Annotated in this window: 18 protein-coding genes and 1 pseudogene; 7 read left to right on the forward strand and 12 right to left on the reverse strand. The window is 72.7% G+C overall.

Annotated elements, in window-relative coordinates; all coding sequences use genetic code 11:
* Positions 1–393 precede the first annotated feature (393 nt).
* Entirely contained in the window at positions 394–774 is a 381-nt protein-coding gene (locus EV284_RS07910) for an STAS domain-containing protein (protein ID WP_130332942.1), read from the forward strand.
* On the opposite strand, the gene EV284_RS07915 is transcribed toward EV284_RS07910, so the two are convergent.
* Positions 658–1,671 (reverse strand): sigma-70 family RNA polymerase sigma factor, encoded by a 1,014-nt coding sequence (locus EV284_RS07915; RefSeq protein ID WP_130331733.1) that lies wholly within the window; start codon positions 1,669–1,671, stop codon positions 658–660. The two genes, EV284_RS07910 and EV284_RS07915, sit on opposite strands and share 117 nt — an antisense overlap.
* A gap of 130 nt (positions 1,672–1,801) precedes the next feature.
* Positions 1,802–3,109 carry an MFS transporter gene (locus EV284_RS07920; protein ID WP_130331735.1) on the reverse strand — a complete coding sequence of 436 codons (1,308 nt, stop codon included), beginning with the start codon at positions 3,107–3,109 and terminating at the stop codon, positions 1,802–1,804.
* Between the two features lie 63 nt (positions 3,110–3,172).
* Here EV284_RS07920 and EV284_RS07925 point away from each other — a divergent pair, with 63 nt between their 5' ends.
* Positions 3,173–4,126: a LysR family transcriptional regulator gene (locus EV284_RS07925; RefSeq protein ID WP_130331737.1), complete on the forward strand. Its 954-nt coding sequence runs from the start codon at positions 3,173–3,175 to the stop codon at positions 4,124–4,126.
* Between the two features lie 6 nt (positions 4,127–4,132).
* Here the strand turns inward: EV284_RS07925 and EV284_RS07930 are convergent, their stop codons facing one another.
* Positions 4,133–4,894, reverse strand: coding sequence for an alpha/beta hydrolase (locus EV284_RS07930; RefSeq protein WP_130331739.1), 762 nt, complete (start codon positions 4,892–4,894; stop codon positions 4,133–4,135).
* A 465-nt stretch (positions 4,895–5,359) separates the two neighbouring features.
* On the opposite strand from EV284_RS07930, the gene EV284_RS07935 reads away from it, so the two are divergent.
* Positions 5,360–5,713 (forward strand): ATP-binding protein, encoded by a 354-nt coding sequence (locus tag EV284_RS07935; RefSeq protein ID WP_130331741.1) that lies wholly within the window; start codon positions 5,360–5,362, stop codon positions 5,711–5,713.
* A gap of 124 nt (positions 5,714–5,837) precedes the next feature.
* Here the strand turns inward: EV284_RS07935 and EV284_RS07940 are convergent, their stop codons facing one another.
* The 5 genes and pseudogenes from EV284_RS07940 to afsQ1 all read right to left on the reverse strand — a co-directional run bounded on the left by EV284_RS07940 (position 5,838) and on the right by afsQ1 (position 9,840).
* On the reverse strand, positions 5,838–6,041 hold the full coding sequence (locus tag EV284_RS07940) for a PspC domain-containing protein (protein WP_130331743.1): 204 nt from the start codon (positions 6,039–6,041) through the stop codon (positions 5,838–5,840).
* Positions 6,042–6,415: 374 nt separating this feature from the next.
* Positions 6,416–6,877: pseudogene (locus EV284_RS33190) on the reverse strand (VanZ family protein); the annotation flags it as partial.
* Between the two features lie 97 nt (positions 6,878–6,974).
* Positions 6,975–7,586 carry a hypothetical protein gene (locus EV284_RS07950; protein WP_130331747.1) on the reverse strand — a complete coding sequence of 204 codons (612 nt, stop codon included), beginning with the start codon at positions 7,584–7,586 and terminating at the stop codon, positions 6,975–6,977.
* Positions 7,583–9,166 (reverse strand): HAMP domain-containing sensor histidine kinase, encoded by a 1,584-nt coding sequence (locus tag EV284_RS07955; protein ID WP_165425479.1) that lies wholly within the window; start codon positions 9,164–9,166, stop codon positions 7,583–7,585. Before EV284_RS07955 ends, EV284_RS07950 begins: the two co-directional genes overlap by 4 nt.
* Positions 9,163–9,840, reverse strand: coding sequence for a two-component system response regulator AfsQ1 (afsQ1, locus tag EV284_RS07960; RefSeq protein ID WP_158707462.1), 678 nt, complete (start codon positions 9,838–9,840; stop codon positions 9,163–9,165). Before afsQ1 ends, EV284_RS07955 begins: the two co-directional genes overlap by 4 nt.
* Before the next feature lie 272 nt (positions 9,841–10,112).
* Between afsQ1 and EV284_RS07965 the strand changes: the two genes are divergently transcribed.
* On the forward strand, positions 10,113–10,892 hold the full coding sequence (locus EV284_RS07965) for a SigE family RNA polymerase sigma factor (protein WP_130331749.1): 780 nt from the start codon (positions 10,113–10,115) through the stop codon (positions 10,890–10,892).
* 227 nt (positions 10,893–11,119) lie between these two features.
* Here EV284_RS07965 and EV284_RS07970 read toward each other — a convergent pair whose 3' ends face one another.
* Positions 11,120–11,755, reverse strand: coding sequence for a uridine kinase (locus tag EV284_RS07970; RefSeq protein ID WP_242625622.1), 636 nt, complete (start codon positions 11,753–11,755; stop codon positions 11,120–11,122).
* A gap of 127 nt (positions 11,756–11,882) precedes the next feature.
* Between EV284_RS07970 and EV284_RS07975 the strand changes: the two genes are divergently transcribed.
* Entirely contained in the window at positions 11,883–12,305 is a 423-nt protein-coding gene (locus tag EV284_RS07975) for a hypothetical protein (RefSeq protein WP_130331751.1), read from the forward strand.
* Positions 12,306–12,364: 59 nt separating this feature from the next.
* Here the strand turns inward: EV284_RS07975 and EV284_RS07980 are convergent, their stop codons facing one another.
* From EV284_RS07980 to deoC, 3 genes are read right to left on the reverse strand one after another with little or no spacing between them, the layout of a single operon-like run.
* Positions 12,365–13,270 carry an aldehyde dehydrogenase family protein gene (locus EV284_RS07980; RefSeq protein ID WP_130331753.1) on the reverse strand — a complete coding sequence of 302 codons (906 nt, stop codon included), beginning with the start codon at positions 13,268–13,270 and terminating at the stop codon, positions 12,365–12,367.
* Positions 13,263–14,699, reverse strand: coding sequence for an aldehyde dehydrogenase family protein (locus EV284_RS07985; protein ID WP_130331755.1), 1,437 nt, complete (start codon positions 14,697–14,699; stop codon positions 13,263–13,265). The genes EV284_RS07980 and EV284_RS07985 overlap by 8 nt, the downstream gene beginning before the upstream one ends.
* Positions 14,700–14,704: 5 nt before the next feature.
* A complete protein-coding gene (gene deoC / locus EV284_RS07990) occupies positions 14,705–15,703 on the reverse strand; it encodes a deoxyribose-phosphate aldolase (protein WP_207229002.1) in 999 nt (332 codons plus the stop codon).
* A 148-nt stretch (positions 15,704–15,851) separates the two neighbouring features.
* On the opposite strand from deoC, the gene EV284_RS07995 reads away from it, so the two are divergent.
* Positions 15,852–16,544, forward strand: a complete 693-nt coding sequence (locus EV284_RS07995; protein ID WP_130331757.1) for a PH domain-containing protein — start codon at positions 15,852–15,854, stop codon at positions 16,542–16,544.
* A 121-nt stretch (positions 16,545–16,665) separates the two neighbouring features.
* Positions 16,666–17,286 (forward strand): BMP family ABC transporter substrate-binding protein, encoded by a 621-nt coding sequence (locus EV284_RS08000; protein ID WP_242625623.1) that lies wholly within the window; start codon positions 16,666–16,668, stop codon positions 17,284–17,286.
* Positions 17,287–17,466 lie beyond the last annotated feature (180 nt).

Raw genomic sequence — 17,466 nt, forward strand, 5'->3', positions numbered from 1 at the left:
TCGCGCCGTGCACGCCGGCCGCGCCTCGAGTGGGCCGACGGGCGGTGCGCGGCGCGGCCGGCCCTTCACCACATTTGGACTGCTGGATTCCGTCCGATTCATCCTGAGGCGACAAAGGGGTCGGGGGGAGCCGTTTTCTGAGGGAAAAGACCGCGACGTATCTGCACTGGGGTGAGCGACCGCGACAACGCCCGCGTCGATCTGAAGGTGTGGCCGACTTCCACGCTCGCCACCGCGCTGGAGCCCTACATCGGCCGCGAGGTCGAGTTCTGCGCCACCGGTGAATTTCGCAAAGACTTCATCTATCGGCTCTCCATCGTTATTCCGCTGAAGCGTGTGCGCGCTCGTCGAGCGGATCCGGGCGCGTCCGCGCGCGGGGCTCGCCACCGTGCGATGAGTTGTGGCCGTCCCCGCGGTCTACCCAACGTGGACCCCAGGACCGACCCCGTGTGCGTGCTGCGTGGCCCCGTCACCCGCGATGAGGTGGCGGGGCTGTCCGATGTGGTGCGGGGGTTGGCCTCCCGCAGCGGGGTCGTCGTCTGTGACGTGGCAGGGCTGGGGCCGCCGGGGCTGGCGCAGGTCGACCTGCTCGCCCGGCTGGAGCTGGCCGCCCGCCGGGGCGGCGGGCGGATAGCCCTGCGCGACCCCGCGCCCGCGCTACGCGCCCTGCTCGGCCTCGTCGGGCTCGGCATCCAGGTGGAGGGGGAGGTCGAACAGGGGGAACCACCGGGGGGTGTCGAGGAAACAGTGGAAACCCGTGATGCGGCCTCCTGAGATCTCCAGTACCTGGACCGCCCAGGGGGTGAAGCCGCCCTTTTCCGGGTCGGGCTTGTAGTGGGCGAAACCGGGGAGGCCGTTAACCTGGACCGGGAGGAGGCGGGACCCCGCGCAGGAGGCGCCCATGGTGGACATGAAGCCGGTGATGTCGGCGGGGCCGAGCAGCCAGAGGTCGAACGGCGGCATCGTCATCACCGCGTCCTCGTGGAGCAGGGCGGTCAGTGCCGTCATGTCGTACCCCTCGAACGCCTTCACATAGCGCTCCAGGAGCTGCTTCTGCTCCTCGTCCAGGGGGTCGGAGACCGCGGCCTCGGCGCCGGGGTCCGCGCGCTCGGCGAGGGTGGCGCGGGCCCGCTGGAGGGCGCTGTTGACCGAGGCGACCGTGGTGCCGAGCAGCTCGGCCACCTCACTGGCCCGCCAGGCCAGCACCTCGCGCAGGATCAGCACCGCCCGCTGCTTGGGCGGCAACTGCTGGAGCGCCGCCATGAACGCCAGCCGGATCGACTCGCGGGCCACCGCCGCCTCCGCCGGGTCGGTCACCGCGGGCAGCACCCGCGCGTCCGGCACCGGCTCCAGCCAGGTGTGGTCCGGGCGCGGGGAGAGCGCGGCCCGGGTGAGCGGGGTCGCTTCGGTGAGGTCCATCGGGCGGGCCCGCTTGTTGCCCGCGGCCAGCATGTCCAGACAGACGTTGGTGGCGATCCGGTACAGCCAGGACCGCAGACTGGACCGGCCCTCGAACTTGTCGTAACTCCGCCAGGCCCGCACCAGCGTGTCCTGTACCGCGTCCTCCGCCTCGAAGGACGAACCGAGCATCCGGTAGCAGTACCCGGTCAGCTCGGTCCGGTGCTTCTCCAGTGCGACATCGAGGTCCGCCGTCGCCGTGCCCTCACTCATCGTCCACCCACCCCTGTGGCCGTCCCGTACGCGCGCCGTCGCGCCCCAGTACTCCGGAAGCTACCGCAGCCCACTGACAATGGCCCCCGGAGTGGGGAAACCCGAGGCGCGGGCGGGCGTGCGCACCGGGTCAGTGCGCCGGTACGGCCTCCCGGCGCGCGGCGGTACGGGCCGCGAGGGTGCCCAGCGCGGTGATCGCGACGACCCCCGCGACGGCGAGCAGGCCGACGCCGACCGTGCCCGCCCAGCCACCGGAATGGAAGGCGAGCGCGCCGAGAGTGCTGCCCGCGCTGGAGCCGATGTAGTACGACGACTGGTACAGGGCGGTCGCCTGGGCGCGGCCGTGCGTGGCCGTCTTCCCGACCGCCGAGGAGGCGACCGCGTGGCCCGCGAAGAAGCCGGCCGTGATGAGCACCAGGCCCAGCAGGACGAGCGGCAGGGACGGCACCAGCGACAGCAGCAGGCCCGCCGCCGTCGTGCCGCCCGCCGTGTACAGCGCGCCCCGGCGGCCGAGGCGGCCCACCAGCCGGCCCGCCGACGACGCGGAGACCGTGCCGACCAGGTAGACGAGGAAGATCGAGCCGATGATGCCCTGCGGCAGGGAGAACGGCGCCTCGGTCAGCCGGTAGCCGATGACCGTGTACACGCCGCCGAACACCGTCATGAACAGCGCGCCGATCGCGTACAGGCGGCGCAGCAGCGGGGAGGAGAGGTGGTCGCGGACCGCGCGGGCCAGCACGCGGGGGCGCAGTGAACCGGCCTCGAAGTGCCGGGGCGCGGGCAGCAGCAGCCGGAACGCCACCGCGCAGCCCACCGCGACCAGGCCGATCACCCCGACGGCGATCCGCCAGCCCCACTCCTGGGCGACCCAGCCGGTGATGACCCGGCCGCTCATGCCGCCCACGCTGTTGCCCGCGACGAACAGGCCGATCGCCGTGACCAGTGCCTTCGGCCGGACCTCCTCGGCCAGGTACGCCGTCGCCGAGGCGGGCAGCCCGGCCAGGGCGGCGCCCTGCACGGCCCGCAGCGCGACCAGCGCGCCGATGGACGGCGCGAACGGCACCAGCAGGCCGACGCCGACGGCGACCATCAGGGACGCCGTCATCACGGTCCGGCGGCCGAACCGTTCCGACAGCGCGCTCATCGGCAGTACGAACAACGCGAGCCCGCCGGTCGCCGCCGCCACGGTCCAGCTCGCCTCGCCGGCCGCCACCCCGTAGTCGTCGGAGATCAGCGGCAGCAGGGCCTGGGTGGAGTACAGCAGCGCGAAGGTCGCCACGCCCGCGAGAAAGAGGGCGAAGCTCATCCGGCGGTAGCCGGGGCCGCCGGGCGTCAGCCGCGAGTCGGCCGGGGCCGGGTCCGGAGCGGAGGTCTCGGGGGAGGGGACGGGCGTGCGGGCGTCCACGGTGAGGGACGCCCCGGTACTGGCGGGAGGCATGCCTCGAAACTACGGACGCGCCCACTCATCCGTCCAATGCATGGAATCGCCATAATCGTTCCCATGGAGCATCAGCGAAGGTCACAGACGCGCCTGTCACCGTCCGGTGACACAGAAGACATGGCGCTGCTGCTCGCGCCCCGCCTCGCCTACTTCGCCGGGGTGGCCCGTACCGAGCACGTCACCCGCGCCGCGCACGAGATGAACGTGCCGCAGTCCACCCTCTCCCGGGCGATGGTCCGGCTGGAGCAGGACCTCGGGGTGGGCCTGTTCGCCCGGCACGGCCGCACCGTCTCGCTCACCCCGGCCGGGCGCACCTTCCTCGGCTCGGTGGAACGCGCCCTCGCCGAGGTCGAACGGGCCGCCGAGGAGGTCCGCGCGGACGCCGACCCGGCCACCGGCAAGGTCGCCTTCGGCTTCCTGCACACCATGGGCCCCGAGACCGTACCCGGTCTGCTGCACGCCTTCCGCGCCGACCATCCCCGGGTCCGGTTCAGCCTGGTGCAGAACTACGGCGAGGCCATGCTGGAGGGGCTCCGGGCGGGCGAGCTGGACCTCTGCCTCACCTCCCCGGTGCCGGACGCGCCCGATCTGGTCGCCCGGCGGCTGGACGAGCAGAAGCTGCGCCTGGTCGTCCCGGCCGACCACCGGCTGGCGGGGCGCCGCCGCGTCCGGCTCGCGGAGGCGGCCGACGAGACCTTCGTGACCCTGGAGCCCGGCTACGGCCTGCGCCGCATCACCGACGACCTGTGCCGCGAGGCGGGGTTCCGGCCCCGGGTCGCCTTCGAGGGGGAGGAGGCGGAGACGCTGCGCGGGCTGGTGGCCGCGGGACTCGGGGTCGCCCTGCTGCCGCCGCCCACCGTGCCCCGGCCGGGTGTGGTGGAGCTGACGGTGACCGCGCCGCGGGCGGTCCGCGAGATCGGCGTCGCCTGGCTGGCCGACCGGCCGGACACCCCGCCGGTGACCGCCTTCAAGAAGTTCCTGCTCTCCAGGCGGGGCGGTCTGCTCCCCTCCTGAACCCGGCTACCTGCGCAGCGACTTACCGAACCCCGACGCCAGTGGCATCCGCAGCCCTATCGGCGGCGGCGCCGCGAGCGCGTCCTCCACCGGGCGGGACAGCGGGCTGCCGAACAGGGCGCCCAGGGCGAAGTCCACGGTCAGCGCGAGCACTTCGTCCCGGTGCTGGTGCAGCCCGTGACCGTCGGAGTGCACCTCGAACCGGCACACCTCCCGGTTCACCTTCTTCGCGCGGGCCGCCAGCCGGAAGGACAGCTCCGGATCGCACCGTTCGTCGTTCGTGCCGTGCGCGACCAGCACCCGGCGCCCCACCAGCTGCTTGACCGGCTCGTCGGCGTCCGCGCCCTCCTCCGGCAGCCAAGGGGCGATCGCCACCACCGAGTTGACCGCCTCGTGGCCCCCGGCGCCCAGCGCGGCCCGGCCGCCCATGTCCAGCCCGACCAGGCACACCGGCACGTCCCCGTACCGCCGCACCACCTCGTCCGCCGCCCAGCCGGCGTCCGCCGCGAGGTGCGCCTCGGCGCCGTTCCAGCCGCGGTAGCGGTAGTGGACCGGGTGGACGGCGAGCCCGTCATCCCGGCCGGCGCGGGCCAGGCTGCGGGCCAGGGCGCGGGCGAAGGTGCCGGGCAGGAGTGGGGACGGCCTGCGGGTGGAGACCTCGTCACCGCCGGGGAGCACCAGTACCGCTCCGCTGACCGCGCCCGGCGCGGGGCCGACCGCCTTGCCCAGCCTGGCCGTCCGGACCGGCGTCGTCGCTTGCTGTCCCATGGCAGAACACTGTCAGAAGCCGCGGTGTACGAAACCCTTCCCGGCGGTCACCATTGCGTATCGACGCGCACGGGGTACGGATCGCGCCACTGTGTGAACGGCCGGAATACGCGCACCCTGTCGAGGGGCCCGTCCGCACGCTCGATTTCCGGTGCCGGTTCGGAAGTCAATGCGATGAAATCAAGGTTCATTCCTTTCGATGAACGGTCCACGGCGGTCCGGGACTTCACCCGTCCCGGATGTGAAGGGCGCCCGCCCGAACGGCCGTTCCCGCCCGCCGCTGTCACCAGCGCCTATGCGGGAAGAGAGTGTCTGTATTACTCATCGCGCGCCCGGAGAATGCGTACAGACGTTCACCGGCCGTCCGCATTTCGGTGATTGCGGTGGGCGCTCCGCGGTGTTTACGGTCATGGACCGCTCGGATCATCCGTGATCCATGTCTCCGTATTCAAGGACGCATTCACCATGAAGCAGTCTGCTGCCAAGACCCTCGGTGTCGCCGCCCTCGGGGCCGCTTTCGCCGCCGCCGGCGCGGGCGCGGCCGAGGCGGCTCCGCTCGCCCCGGACGCCCTGCCCGTCGTGGGTTCCGTCGCCCACACGCTGCCGGCCGCGAACGTCACCCAGGTGCTGCCCGGCGCCGCCGAGGCCGTCTCCCAGGGGCAGGGTGTGATCGGCGGCGGGCTGAACACCGCGCGCCCCGCCGTGCAGAAGGTGCTCGCCCAGGGGCCGACCGCGCCCGTCGCCGGACTGCTCGGCGGTCTGCCGGTGCAGGGCCTGCCCACCCACGGCCTGGGCCTCAACGGCATCCCGCTCGGCTGACACCCGCCCCGCGCGCCGCTCCCCACGCGCGAGGGCCACACACGACGCCGCCGAGGCCGTCCGGTGCTCTCCGGGACGACCTCGGCGGCGTTTCGCGTGCGCGGAACGCGGCCGGGTGGCTCGCTCACCAAGCGGTGGTGTGGGCCTTGTCCTCGGAGGGCAGCAGGATCCACAGGGCTATGTAGAGCAGGAACTGCGGGCCGGGCAGCAGGCAGGACACCAGGAAGATCACCCGCATCGTCCCCGCCGACATACCGAAACGCCGGGCCAGCGCGGCGCACACGCCGCCGATCATGCGGCCGTGGGTGGGGCGGGCAAGGGCGGTCATGGCGGGCTCCTCCGTCGTCGTCGGCCCGCGACCGGGCCGCCTGCCGGGACGGGCCGATTGCCGCGCCCCCGTCTGTCGTCGTATGCCCAACGGTACGGAGACGAAGGGGGAGAAGCATCACTCTAAGGGGCGATACCGACCCTGGGAATCGTCGGGGTCCGCCCCTGAGAGAACTCCCCGCGCACGCTCGACCCGGCCCCGGCCGGACCCGCGACGCCGGCCCCGGCGACCCGGTCGGCCCCGCGCGCCCCACCGGCCGGATACCCCTCGCGACCACCGGACAGGCCACCCAAGACGGCGTCGGGGACACCCCCGAGGCCGCCGCGCCCGCCCCGGTGTCCGTACCCCTCCTGCGGTACACCGCCGACGCCCAGCCGCCTCCGCAGCCAGGCCCGCCCCGCGGGGACCACCGTCAGGTGGGCCAGCGACACGCCCACCGTGTTCAGCAGCAGCACGTCCACATCCACCACCCGCCCCGGCACCCCCGTCTGCAACAGGGCGATCCCCAGCGAGATCAGGGCACCGGCGGCAGCCGTACGGAACAGGGAAGCGAAAGCGGACACGCTGAGCCGGCCGTCGGCCATGGGCAGCAGGACGCCCAGCGGAGCCAGCAGGGCCAGGCCCTCACCGATGTGGAGCCCCGCCTCGGGCCAGCCCAGCGCCAGGTCGGCGCGCAGCCCGGCCAGCGGGCGGAGGTTGGCGGGGCGCACCCACGGCACGTCCAGGGGCCGCAGCGTCAGCCAGGCGACGAGCGCGAGATGCGCGACGAGGAGGATTGCCCCGGTCACTCGGATGCGGTTCGCGGCGCTGCCGCCGATGGAGCCTTGACGCTGCACGTCCCCCAAGACGCCACGCCGTGCTCGAACGGTTCCGCCTCCGCGCCCCCCGCCCCGGTGAGGCGTGCGCCACACGGGCACCGGGCGGAGCCTCGCCTCAGTTCGACGCGACGGACCCGGACGGGGGCCGGACCCTGCCCGGCTGGTCGCGCACGCCCTCCGTGCACTCGTACCGGCGCGGCGCGGCCGGGGCCGGACCCGCCAGGACCACCGAGCCGTCGCCCTCCGCCGCAGCCGAGTCGGAGAAGGTGCACACCACCTGGGCGAGCGCGGGGGAGCCCAGCCTGTCCGGGGCGGTGCTCAGGCGCAGCGCCTCCTCGGGCTCCGCGCGGCCCGGCCCGGTGACGGTGATGCCGCCCGGTACCCGCGTCTGGTAGCCCGCGGCGCGTTCCCCGGCGGAGGGCGCCGCGGCGAGCTGGTCCAGCAGACCCTGCGCGACCATGACCCGGCGCCGGGCGTCCGGCGTGCCCTCCGGCACCCGCACCGACCGGTCCACGGTCACCAGCGAGGCCCCGCAGAGCAGGAACACCTGCACCGGCACCCCCTCCGGCGACTGGGTGGCCTGCCCGGACCCGGCCGGCGAACAGGGCACCCGCGACGGCGCCCCGCCGAAGTCGGTCGGCACCTCCGTCGGCCGGATGCCACAGCCGGTGAGCAGCGCGCCCAGCAGGGGCAGCGCCAGCAGCCCTCGTACCGCCCGCCCGCTCACGCGCCCTCCCCGCCGCCGCCCCCGGCCAGGGAGTCGCCCTTCTCGTCGCCGCCGGACTCCTCCGTCAGGCGGGAGGCGTCGCGCGGCAGCCGGAGCGTGAAGACCGCGCCGCCGTCGGGGGAGTTGGCGGCCGTGATCTTCCCGCCGTGGATGTGGGCGTTCTCCAGCGCGATGGAGAGGCCGAGCCCGCTGCCCTCCGAACGCGGCCGGGAGGCGCTGGCCTTGTAGAAGCGGTCGAAGACGTGCGGCAGCACCTCCTCGGGGATGCCGGGACCGTGGTCGCGTACCGCGATCAGCAGGTCGTCGCCGTCGATGCGCACCGAGACCCGCACCGGGGAACCGCCGTGCTTGAGGGCGTTGCCGATCAGGTTGGCGAGGATGACGTCCAGGCGGCGCGGGTCGAGCCGGGAGTGGATGCCGCGCTCGGCGTCCAGCTCGACGGCGTCCAGCCAGGCGCGGGCGTCGATGCAGGCGGTGATCTGGTCCGCGATGTCGACGTCGTCCAGGACCAGCCGGGCGGTGCCCGCGTCGAACCGGGTGACCTCCATCAGGTTCTCGACCAGGTCGTTCAGCCGCTTGGTCTCGCTGACCACCAGGCGTACCGCGGGCTCGACCATGGGGTCGATGCCGCCGCCCTCGAACTCCAGCTCGTCCTCCAGCACTTCCGTCACGGCGGTGATGGCGGTCAGCGGGGTGCGCAGTTCGTGCGACATGTCGGCGACGAAGCGGCGGGAGGCCTCGTCACGGGCGGCCATGTCCGCGACCCGCTTCTCCAGCGCCTCGGCCGCGTTGTTGAACGTCCGTGACAGATCGGCGAGTTCGTCGGTGCCGGTGACCCGCAGCCGGGTGTCGAGCCGCCCCTCGCCGAGCCTTCGCGCGGCGACTCCGAGGCGGTGCACGGGTTTCAGTACGGTCGTGGCGGCGGCCTGTGCGAGCAGGGCCGAGCCGATCAGGGCGAGCGCGGTGGCGATACCCAGCGACCAGGCGAGGGAGTTGAGGTCCTTGGCCTCCGGCTCCAGCGACTTCGCCATGTAGCCGGTCGAGCCGCCGTCGACCACCTTCGTCCCGGCCACGAGGAAGGGCGTGCCGTGTTCGGTGACGCGTTGCCAGTACAGGTGGTAGGGCGACTTGTTGGAGCCGGTCGTCTTCTGCCGCTTGTTCACCGCCGCGCGCAGCGACGGGGGCACGTCCTTCAGCGAGAAGCCGCTCAGGCCGCCCGAACCGCCGTACACCGTGCGGCCGTCGGGGTCCCGGGCCACCAGCAGCACGCTGAAGCGCTGGCTGCTGCCCGCCATCTGCCCCGCGGCACGCTGGAGTTCGTCCTGCGTGGGGCGGGTGGGCAGCGCGCCCGCCCGGTTCTGCATCTCCTGCCGGAAGTCGCGCAGCACCGCGTCCTGGGCGCGGGTGAGCACCGCCTCCCGGTTGAGCCAGTACGCGATGCCCGACGCGGAGACGGCGGCCGTCAGCGCGACCAGCCCGAAGACCAGCACCAGCCGCAGCCGCAGACTGGTGAACCGCAGTCCGGCCAGCTTCCTCCCCCGTTCGGCCGTCCAGCGGCCGAATCCCCCGCGCTCGCTCACTGAGGGGCGTCCAGGCGGTAGCCGACACCACGGACCGTGCGGATCAGGGTCGGGGAGGACGGCACGTCCTCCACCTTCGCCCGCAGCCGCTGCACACACGCGTCCACCAGACGTGAGTCGCCCAGGTAGTCGTGCTCCCACACCAGCCGCAGCAACTGCTGCCGGGACAGCGCCTGCCCCGGCCGGCGGCTCAGCTCCAGCAGCAGCCGCAGCTCGGTCGGGGTGAGCTGGAGGTCCTCGCCGTTCTTGGTCACGGTCATCGCGGACCGGTCGATGACGACGCTGCCGAAGGTCGCCGAGTCACTGGACTCGCGCTCCCCGCGCCGCAGCACGGCCCGGATACGGGCGTCCAGCACGCGGCCCTGCACCGGCTTGACCACGTAGTCGTCGGCGCCGGACTCCAGCCCGACCACCACGTCGATGTCGTCGTTGCGCGCGGTCAGCAGGATGATCGGCAACTGGTCGGTGCGCCGGATACGGCGGCACACCTCGAACCCGTCGATGCCCGGCAGCATCACGTCCAGCACGATCAGGTCGGGGCGCTGCTCACGCAGCAGCTTCAGGCCGTCCTCGCCGCTCGCGGCGGTGGCGACCCGGTGCCCCTGGCGCGTCAGGGACAGCTCAAGGGCCGTACGGATGGCGTCGTCGTCCTCGATCAGCAACAGGGAAGGCACGGGCTCATTCTGGCCCATGCACCGCCTGTCGTACGACCCGTGCCACCCCGGGTTCTTCGGCGGCGGACGCGAGCCGGACACGGCGTACCAAAACGGCCCCTTGCCAGCTCCCGCCCGCCGGGAGCGGGTCCGACCCGCCCGCTCCGCCCCCTGTGACAGGTCTGTGACAGTCGGCGGACACGGTGATGAAGGACGGTCGGCAAGCTTTTCGGCAGGCGGGAAAGCACCACCGGCCACGGAGAGCACCGGAAGTCCACGACGGGGAGCGCGAGATGAACACGCCGCACGGCATGAGCACCAGCGCAGTGGTCACGCGTCTGCACGACGCACACCGGGGGGCGGAGAATTCCGGGAAGTCCGGTGCCGGGACCACGCTGCCGGTACGCGGCCGCGAGTCCCAGGGAGTACGGGGGTGCGCCCGCGGCACCGGGCGTCAGCACACCGGTTACATCACGGTGCTCGACGCCCGCACGGGGGAGGGGCACGGGGGAAGCGCGCACGGGGAGGAACCGGGGGAGCGTCGCTCGCTGACGGAGGCGGAGTTCACCGCCTACGTCCAGGAGCGCCGCGCCTCCCTGTACGCGACCGCCTACCACCTGACCGGCGACCGCTTCGAGGCCGAGGACCTGCTGCAGAGCGCGCTGTTCTCGACCTACCGGGCGTGGGAGCGGATCAGCGACAAGGCCGCGGTCGGCGGGTACCTCCGCCGCACCATGACCAACCTGCACATCAGCGCGTGGCGCCGCCGCAAGCTGAACGAGTACCCGACCGAGGAACTGCCGGAGACGCCCGCCGGCACGGACGCGATGCGCGGCACCGAGCTGCGCGCCGTCCTGTGGCAGGCGCTCGCCCGGCTGCCCGAGCCGCAGCGCACCATGCTGGTGCTGCGGTACTACGAGGGCCGTACCGACCCGGAGATCGCCGACATACTCGGCATCAGCGTCGGCACGGTGAAGTCCAGCATCTGGCGCTCGCTGCGGCGCCTGCGCGAGGACGAGGTCCTGAGCTTCGGCCGGGACCACGAGGACGCCTTCGGCGAGCTGGTGGCCTGAAGGACGGGTCCGTCGGGGGACGGACCCACGGGGGAACGGGGGGAACGAGCCGTCACGGCTCGGCCCGAGGGGAAACGGGGAATCGCGGGGGCCCACCGGGGGGAGGGTCCGCGCGGGAACCCGTAAGGGGAGACACGGGGGAACCACGGGGGAAACGGGGGATCACCCGGAGGCGGGGCTGGACGGCTGGGGGGCCGCACAGTCCCGCTTCCGCATGTCCGCGTCCGTCACGCCGCCGTCTGCTGCCGTACCTGCCGGCCCGCGGCGGCCGCCGCCATCCGGCTCAGCGCCTCGTCCCGGCCGCAGGCGTGGGCGCCCAGGGCCACCTGGCGGGACACGATCGAGCGTTCCGCGCGCAGCAGCCGCCAGCCCCGGCGCAGCAGGAACGGCACCGACTTGCGCCCCTCCTTCAGATCGCGCAGGAAGCGGCGCCGGAAGGTGGTGACCGGACCCCGGGTCAGGCACAGCGCGTCCGCCAGCAGTCCGAGTTCACGGCAGCGCTCGACGATCTCCGCGGCGAAGATGCCCTCGGCGATGAACAGCGGGGTACGGCCGATGCTCAGGGTGTCCTCGCCGGTACGGGCGCTCAGCGAGATGTCGTACACCGGCACCGGGGTCGCGCCGGACGCGCACAGGCGGGCGATCGCCGCCAGGGCCACGTCGGCGTCCCAGGACTCCGGATGGTCCCAGTCGATGTCCGAGCTTCCGTCCACCAGCGGCAGGGTGGGGTCGTCGCCCTCCTTGTAGAAGTCGTCGAGGCGCAGCACAGGCAGCCCGGAGAGGGCGGCGACGAGTGACTTGCCCGAACCGGAGGGGCCGCACAGCAGCACCACACGGGCGGGGGACGGGGGATGGATGCTCACGGAACACCAGTTTGACGCATGGTGGCCGTCCTGCCGACCCCGCGGGTCCGCATTGGAGCGCGCGTCACATCTCAACTACCCTACGTGTCGACCGTATTACCCTGCGCACCAGAAGGCGGCACCACCGATGGCCCGACATTCCGCACCCCGGTCCCCCCGTCAGCCCGCCGCACGGCGCGCCCTGATCGCCCTCGCCTCGGCCGGAGCCGCCCTGGCGGCGGGCGCGAGCACGGCCCACGCCGGGACGGCCGCACCGCTGGTGGACGTGCCGCCGCTGCGCTCCGCCGACATCGGCGACATCAACCCGCAGTCCGGGGTGAACGCGCTGTCCACGTCCGTCGGTTACGCCACCGGCACCATCGCCGGCCTCAAGCCCAACCCGCTGGCCGGCACCGGCACCGACCCGCTGAACAACGGCATCGGCACCACCATCGCCGACTTCAAGCCGCTCAACACCCTGGCGCTGACCGCCCCGATCGCCCAGGCCCCGTCCTTCGGCGCGGTCCCGGTCGTCGGGCAGGCCCTGGGGCTCCTCACCCCCAAGGGCTGACCCACGCGAAACCGCGCCGCCCCTTCGAGGTGAAGGGACGGCGCGGCTCTCGTGTGTGCTCAGTACGACGAGCCCGACGCGCCCAGCGCCCCGGTGGGGTGCCAGACCGTCTTGGTCTCCAGGAACGCGGTCATGCGGTCGATGCCGGGAGTCGCCGAGTAATCCACAGGCTGTGGACGCAGGACGCGCTTCAGGTTGTCCGCCGCCGCGATCTCCAGCTCCTTCGCCAGCTCGGCGCCGGCGCCCGCGAGGTCGATCGCGTTGACGTCCTGGTGCGCGGCGAGCGGCGCGCCCAGCTCGGCCGTCGCGCCGGACAGGATGTTGACGACACCGCCCGGCACGTCGGAGGTGGCCAGTACCTCGCCGAGCGACAGGGCGGGCAGCGGGGCCTTCGCGGAGGCGACGACGACCGCGGTGTTGCCGGTGGCGATCACCGGGGCCAGCACCGAGACCAGGCCCAGGAAGGACGAGTCCTGCGGGGCCAGCACGGCGACCACGCCGGTCGGCTCGGGCGAGGAGAGGTTGAAGTACGGGCCCGCGACCGGGTTGGCGCCGCCCACGATCTGGGCGATCTTGTCGGTCCAGCCGGCGTACCAGACCCAGCGGTCGACGGCCGCGTCCACGACGGCGGCGGCCTTCGCCCGGGACAGGCCCTCGGCCTCGGCGACCTCGCGGACGAACTGCTCCTTGCGGCCCTCCAGCATCTCGGCCACCCGGTACAGCACCTGACCGCGGTTGTACGCGGTCGCGCCCGACCAGCCGCCGAAGGCCTTGCGGGCGGCGACGACCGCGTCACGGGCGTCCTTGCGGGACGACTGGGGGGCGTTGGCCAGCCAGTTGCCCTTGGAGTCGGTCACCTCGTACACCCGGCCGCTCTCCGAACGCGGGAACTTCCCGCCGACGTACAGCTTGTAGGTCTTGAAGACCGACAGCCGCGGCTCGGTCTTTTCGGTCTTCTCAGACATCGAGGTACGCCTCCAGGCCGTGGCGGCCGCCCTCGCGGCCGAAGCCCGACTCCTTGTAACCGCCGAAGGGCGAGGTCGGGTCGAACTTGTTGAACGTGTTGGACCAGACGACCCCGGCGCGCAGCTTGCCGGCGACGGCCAGGATGCGGGAGCCCTTCTCGGTCCAGATGCCGGCCGACAGCCCGTACTGGGTGTTGTTGGCCTTGGCTACGGCCTCGTCCGGAGTGCGGAAGGAGAGGACCGACAGCACCGGGCCGAAGATCTCGTCGCGGGCGATGGTGTGCGCCTGGGTGACGTTCGTGAACAGCGTCGGGGCGAACCAGTAACCGGACGACGGGAGCTCGCACGCCGGGGACCAGCGCTCGGCGCCCTCCGCCTCGCCCTGCTCCGCCAGCGCGGTGATCCGGGCCAGCTGCTCGGCGGAGTTGATCGCGCCGATGTCGGTGTTCTTGTCCAGCGGGTCGCCGAGGCGCAGCGTGGACAGGCGGCGCTTGAGCGCGTCGAGCAGCTCGTCCTGGACCGACTCCTGGACCAGCAGCCGCGAGCCCGCGCAGCAGACCTGGCCCTGGTTGAAGAAGATGCCGGTGACGATGCCCTCGACGGCCTGGTCGATCGGGGCGTCGTCGAAGACGATGTTGGCGCCCTTGCCGCCCAGCTCCAGCGTGAGCTTCTTGTCCGTGCCCGCGACCGTGCGGGCGATCTCCTTGCCGACGGCCGTGGAGCCGGTGAAGGCGACCTTGTTCACGTCGGGGTGTCCGACCAGCGCCGCGCCCGCGTCGCCGTAGCCCGGCAGGATGTTGACGACACCCTTGGGCAGGCCCGCCTGGCGGCAGATGTCCGCGAAGAACAGGGCGGACAGCGGGGTGGTCTCGGCCGGCTTGAGGACGACCGTGTTGCCGGTGGCCAGCGCCGGGGCGATCTTCCACGCCAGCATCAGCAGGGGGAAGTTCCAGGGGATGACCTGGCCGGCGACGCCCAGCGGGCGGGGGCTGGCCCCGAAGCCGGCGTGGTCGAGCTTGTCGGCCCAGCCCGCGTAGTAGAAGAAGTGGGCGGCGACCAGGGGGAGGTCCGCGTCGCGGGTCTCCTTGATCGGCTTGCCGTTGTCCAGCGTCTCCAGCACGGCCAGCTCGCGGCTGCGCTCCTGGATGATGCGGGCGATGCGGAACAGGTACTTGGCGCGCTCGGAGCCGGGCAGCGCCGACCACGTGGCGAACGCCTTGCGGGCCGCCTTGACCGCGCGGTCCACGTCCGCCTCGCCGGCCTGGGCGACCTCGGAGAGGACCTCCTCGGTGGCGGGGGAGACGGTCTTGAAGACCTTGCCGTCGGCGGAGTCGGTGAACTCGCCGTCGATGAAGAGGCCGTAGGAGGGGGCGATGTCGACGACGGCGCGGGACTCAGGCGCCGGTGCGTACTCGAAGAGGGAACCCATGGTGATCAGTCCACCGTCACGTAGTCGGGGCCGGAGTAGCGGCCGGTGGCCAGCTTCTGGCGCTGCATCAGCAGGTCGTTCAGCAGCGAGGAGGCGCCGAAGCGGAACCAGTGCTTGTCCAGCCAGTCCTCGCCCGCGGTCTCGTGGACCATGACCAGGAACTTGATCGCGTCCTTGGTCGTCCTGATCCCGCCCGCGGGCTTCACGCCGACCTGGACGCCGGTCCGGTCACGGAAGTCGCGGACCGCCTCCAGCATCAGCAGGGTGTTGGCGGGGGTGGCGTTCACCGCCACCTTGCCGGTGGACGTCTTGATGAAGTCCCCGCCGGCCATCATGCCCAGCCAGCTCGCCCGGCGGATGTTGTCGTACGTCGAGAGCTCGCCGGTCTCCAGGATGACCTTCAGCCGGGCGCTCGTCCCGCAGGCTTCCTTCACGGCCCTGATCTGCTCGTACACCGTGAGGTAGTCACCCGCGAGGAACGCTCCCCGGTCGATGACCATGTCGATCTCGTCGGCCCCGGCGGCGACCGCTTCGCGCACGTCGGCCAGCTTCACGCCGAGGGCGGCGCGGCCGGCCGGGAAGGCGGTGGCGACCGAGGCGACCTTGACGCCGGAACCGGCGACGGCCTCCTTGGCGACGGCCACCATGTCCGGATAGACGCAGACGGCCGCGGTCGTCGGGGTCGTCCGGTCCGTGGGGTCCGGATGGACCGCCTTGGCGCCGAGCGCCCGGACCTTGCCGGGGGTGTCCGCGCCTTCCAGCGTGGTCAGGTCGACCATCGAGATGGCGAGGTCGATGGCGTACGCCTTCGCGGTGGTCTTGATCGAACGGGTACCGAGCGACGCGGCACGCGCCTCCAGGCCGACCGCGTCGACGCCGGGCAGCCCGTGGAGGAAGCTGCGCAGCGTGCTGTCGGACGCGGTGACGTCGGCCAGAGACTGTGCGGGGGACGCGAGGGGGGCACCGCCCTGTTCGAGCGAAGCCGAGGACTTGGGGGAGGGCATGGTCACCAGACGAGCATATCTACGCGCGTAGCGGCTGTATAGCCCCAGGGGTGGGGTTGTGGGGGGTCACACCCGCCCAGGTCACGGATGCGTTCCTGTCTTGGGGCAGGTGGTGGTGGTCGCGTCCCCTTCGTGCAGAATCGGGGCCATGACGACCCCGGACCACCAGTCACCCGCCTCGCGGCCCGTGGTGCCCGCCACCAGGGACCGGATCTACCGTTCGCCGATGGGAATCGCGGGCGGTGTGCTCGTGCTGGCCCTCGTCGTCTGGCTCGGCTGCGACGCGCTGTTCCGCGGCCACGGCCGGGTGCCGTGGCTCGCGCTGGCCGTGATGATCCTGGTCGTGCCACTGGTGACGGCGTTCACCCTGCGCCCGGCGGTCTTCGCCGACCAGGAGCGCCTCCGGGTCCGCAACCCCTTCCGGGTGATCGTCCTGCCCTGGGGCGAAGTGGCCACCCTGCGCTCGGGCTACTCCAACGAGGCGCTGGCCACCTCCGGCGCCAAGGTCCAGCTCTGGGCGATCCCGGTCTCGCTGCGCGCCCGCAAGCGCGCGGCCAACAAGCGGGCGAAGGCGGCGGCACAGGCGGCCCGCGGGGGCGGCGGCCCCTTCGCCGGACCCCGCTTCGGCCTGTTCGGCGGGGACGCGTCCGTCCCCGACGTCGCGGGCGCCCTGGCCCGCGCCGAGACCGACAAGATCATGGACGACCTCCGCGACCTCCACGAACGCCACGGCGAGGCGGACCACGCCCAGGGCGAGATCACCACCCGCTGGTCCTACGAGATCCTGATCCCGGCCCTGGCGGGCGCCGTACTCCTGGCGGTCCTGCTGATCACGGGCTGACCCCGGTCGCGGTCGGCGGCGGACGGAGAGACTCCGGCCGCCGCCGATTTTTGTGCCCCGCTCGCTCCGCGCCCTCCCGTGCGCACCCCATCCGACACCCGAAGGACAGAGGAAGACGGCAGTGAAGACCCGGCGCGGTTGGCGCGCGAACAAGAAGGCGCCGGAGAACCGGTACAGGCTGGGCCTCCTGCGCGCGATGACGGCCGCGGCCCGGCTGTCGCGCGACCGGAGGGCGTGGATCGCCGCCGGTGCCGTCCTGCTGGTCGCGGTGGCGGCCGTCACATGGGTCCGGCTCACCGGACGGCAGGACGGCCCGCCGGACACCCGCGCCCGCCAGTACAAGGAGTTCGACGCCTGCCTGCTGACCGGTGACAAGGGCATCGCGCAGGGCACCGACGCCGCCTCGGCATGGCGCGGCATGCAGCGGGCGTCGCTTCAGACGCGTGCCCGGATCAACTACGTGCCGGTGACGGGCGCCCAGTCGGAGGCCAACACCCAGCCCTTCCTCAACAGCCTGATGCAGCGCCACTGCGGCGTCCTGGTCGCGGTCGGCGCCCCACAGGCGCGAGTCGCCCGAGCGGCGGCCGCCGAACACCCCGAGGTGCGGTTCGTCCTGATCGACGGGGCGTCAACCGCAGCCGGAGGCAAGGCCGGCAACGTCACCGCGGTCGAGCCGGGCGCCTCGCTCCCGGCGGCGGTGGCCGACGCGATCACACAGGCCGTCCGCGCGTCCGGGCAGTGACACCGGCGTGTCGAAGTAAAGATCAGCTAAAGGTGAGAGCCTCGTGTAGATCAGATGATCGATGGTGAGAAAAGCTTACGAAGTTTTGCTGACTTCTTAAGTTAAGGCTCTCCCATGCGTGTTCGCTGGGTCCGTAGCCCTCGCTTGTTCCCGCCGGGCGGTTCCGGCAGACGTCGAGCG

The sequence above is a fragment of the Streptomyces sp. BK022 genome, from assembly GCF_004217355.1.
Lineage (GTDB): Bacteria > Actinomycetota > Actinomycetes > Streptomycetales > Streptomycetaceae > Streptomyces > Streptomyces griseoluteus.

Coding starts and splice junctions, on each gene's coding strand:
- EV284_RS07910 (WP_130332942.1), top strand. CDS start 394: ATGAGTTGTGGCCGTCCCCGCGGTCTACCCAACGTGGACCCCAGGACC.
- EV284_RS07915 (WP_130331733.1), bottom strand. CDS start 1,671: ATGAGTGAGGGCACGGCGACGGCGGACCTCGATGTCGCACTGGAGAAG.
- EV284_RS07920 (WP_130331735.1), bottom strand. CDS start 3,109: ATGCCTCCCGCCAGTACCGGGGCGTCCCTCACCGTGGACGCCCGCACG.
- EV284_RS07925 (WP_130331737.1), top strand. CDS start 3,173: ATGGAGCATCAGCGAAGGTCACAGACGCGCCTGTCACCGTCCGGTGAC.
- EV284_RS07930 (WP_130331739.1), bottom strand. CDS start 4,894: ATGGGACAGCAAGCGACGACGCCGGTCCGGACGGCCAGGCTGGGCAAG.
- EV284_RS07935 (WP_130331741.1), top strand. CDS start 5,360: ATGAAGCAGTCTGCTGCCAAGACCCTCGGTGTCGCCGCCCTCGGGGCC.
- EV284_RS07940 (WP_130331743.1), bottom strand. CDS start 6,041: ATGACCGCCCTTGCCCGCCCCACCCACGGCCGCATGATCGGCGGCGTG.
- EV284_RS07965 (WP_130331749.1), top strand. CDS start 10,113: ATGAACACGCCGCACGGCATGAGCACCAGCGCAGTGGTCACGCGTCTG.
- EV284_RS07975 (WP_130331751.1), top strand. CDS start 11,883: ATGGCCCGACATTCCGCACCCCGGTCCCCCCGTCAGCCCGCCGCACGG.
- EV284_RS07980 (WP_130331753.1), bottom strand. CDS start 13,270: ATGTCTGAGAAGACCGAAAAGACCGAGCCGCGGCTGTCGGTCTTCAAG.
- EV284_RS07985 (WP_130331755.1), bottom strand. CDS start 14,699: ATGGGTTCCCTCTTCGAGTACGCACCGGCGCCTGAGTCCCGCGCCGTC.
- deoC (WP_207229002.1), bottom strand. CDS start 15,703: ATGCCCTCCCCCAAGTCCTCGGCTTCGCTCGAACAGGGCGGTGCCCCC.
- EV284_RS07995 (WP_130331757.1), top strand. CDS start 15,852: ATGACGACCCCGGACCACCAGTCACCCGCCTCGCGGCCCGTGGTGCCC.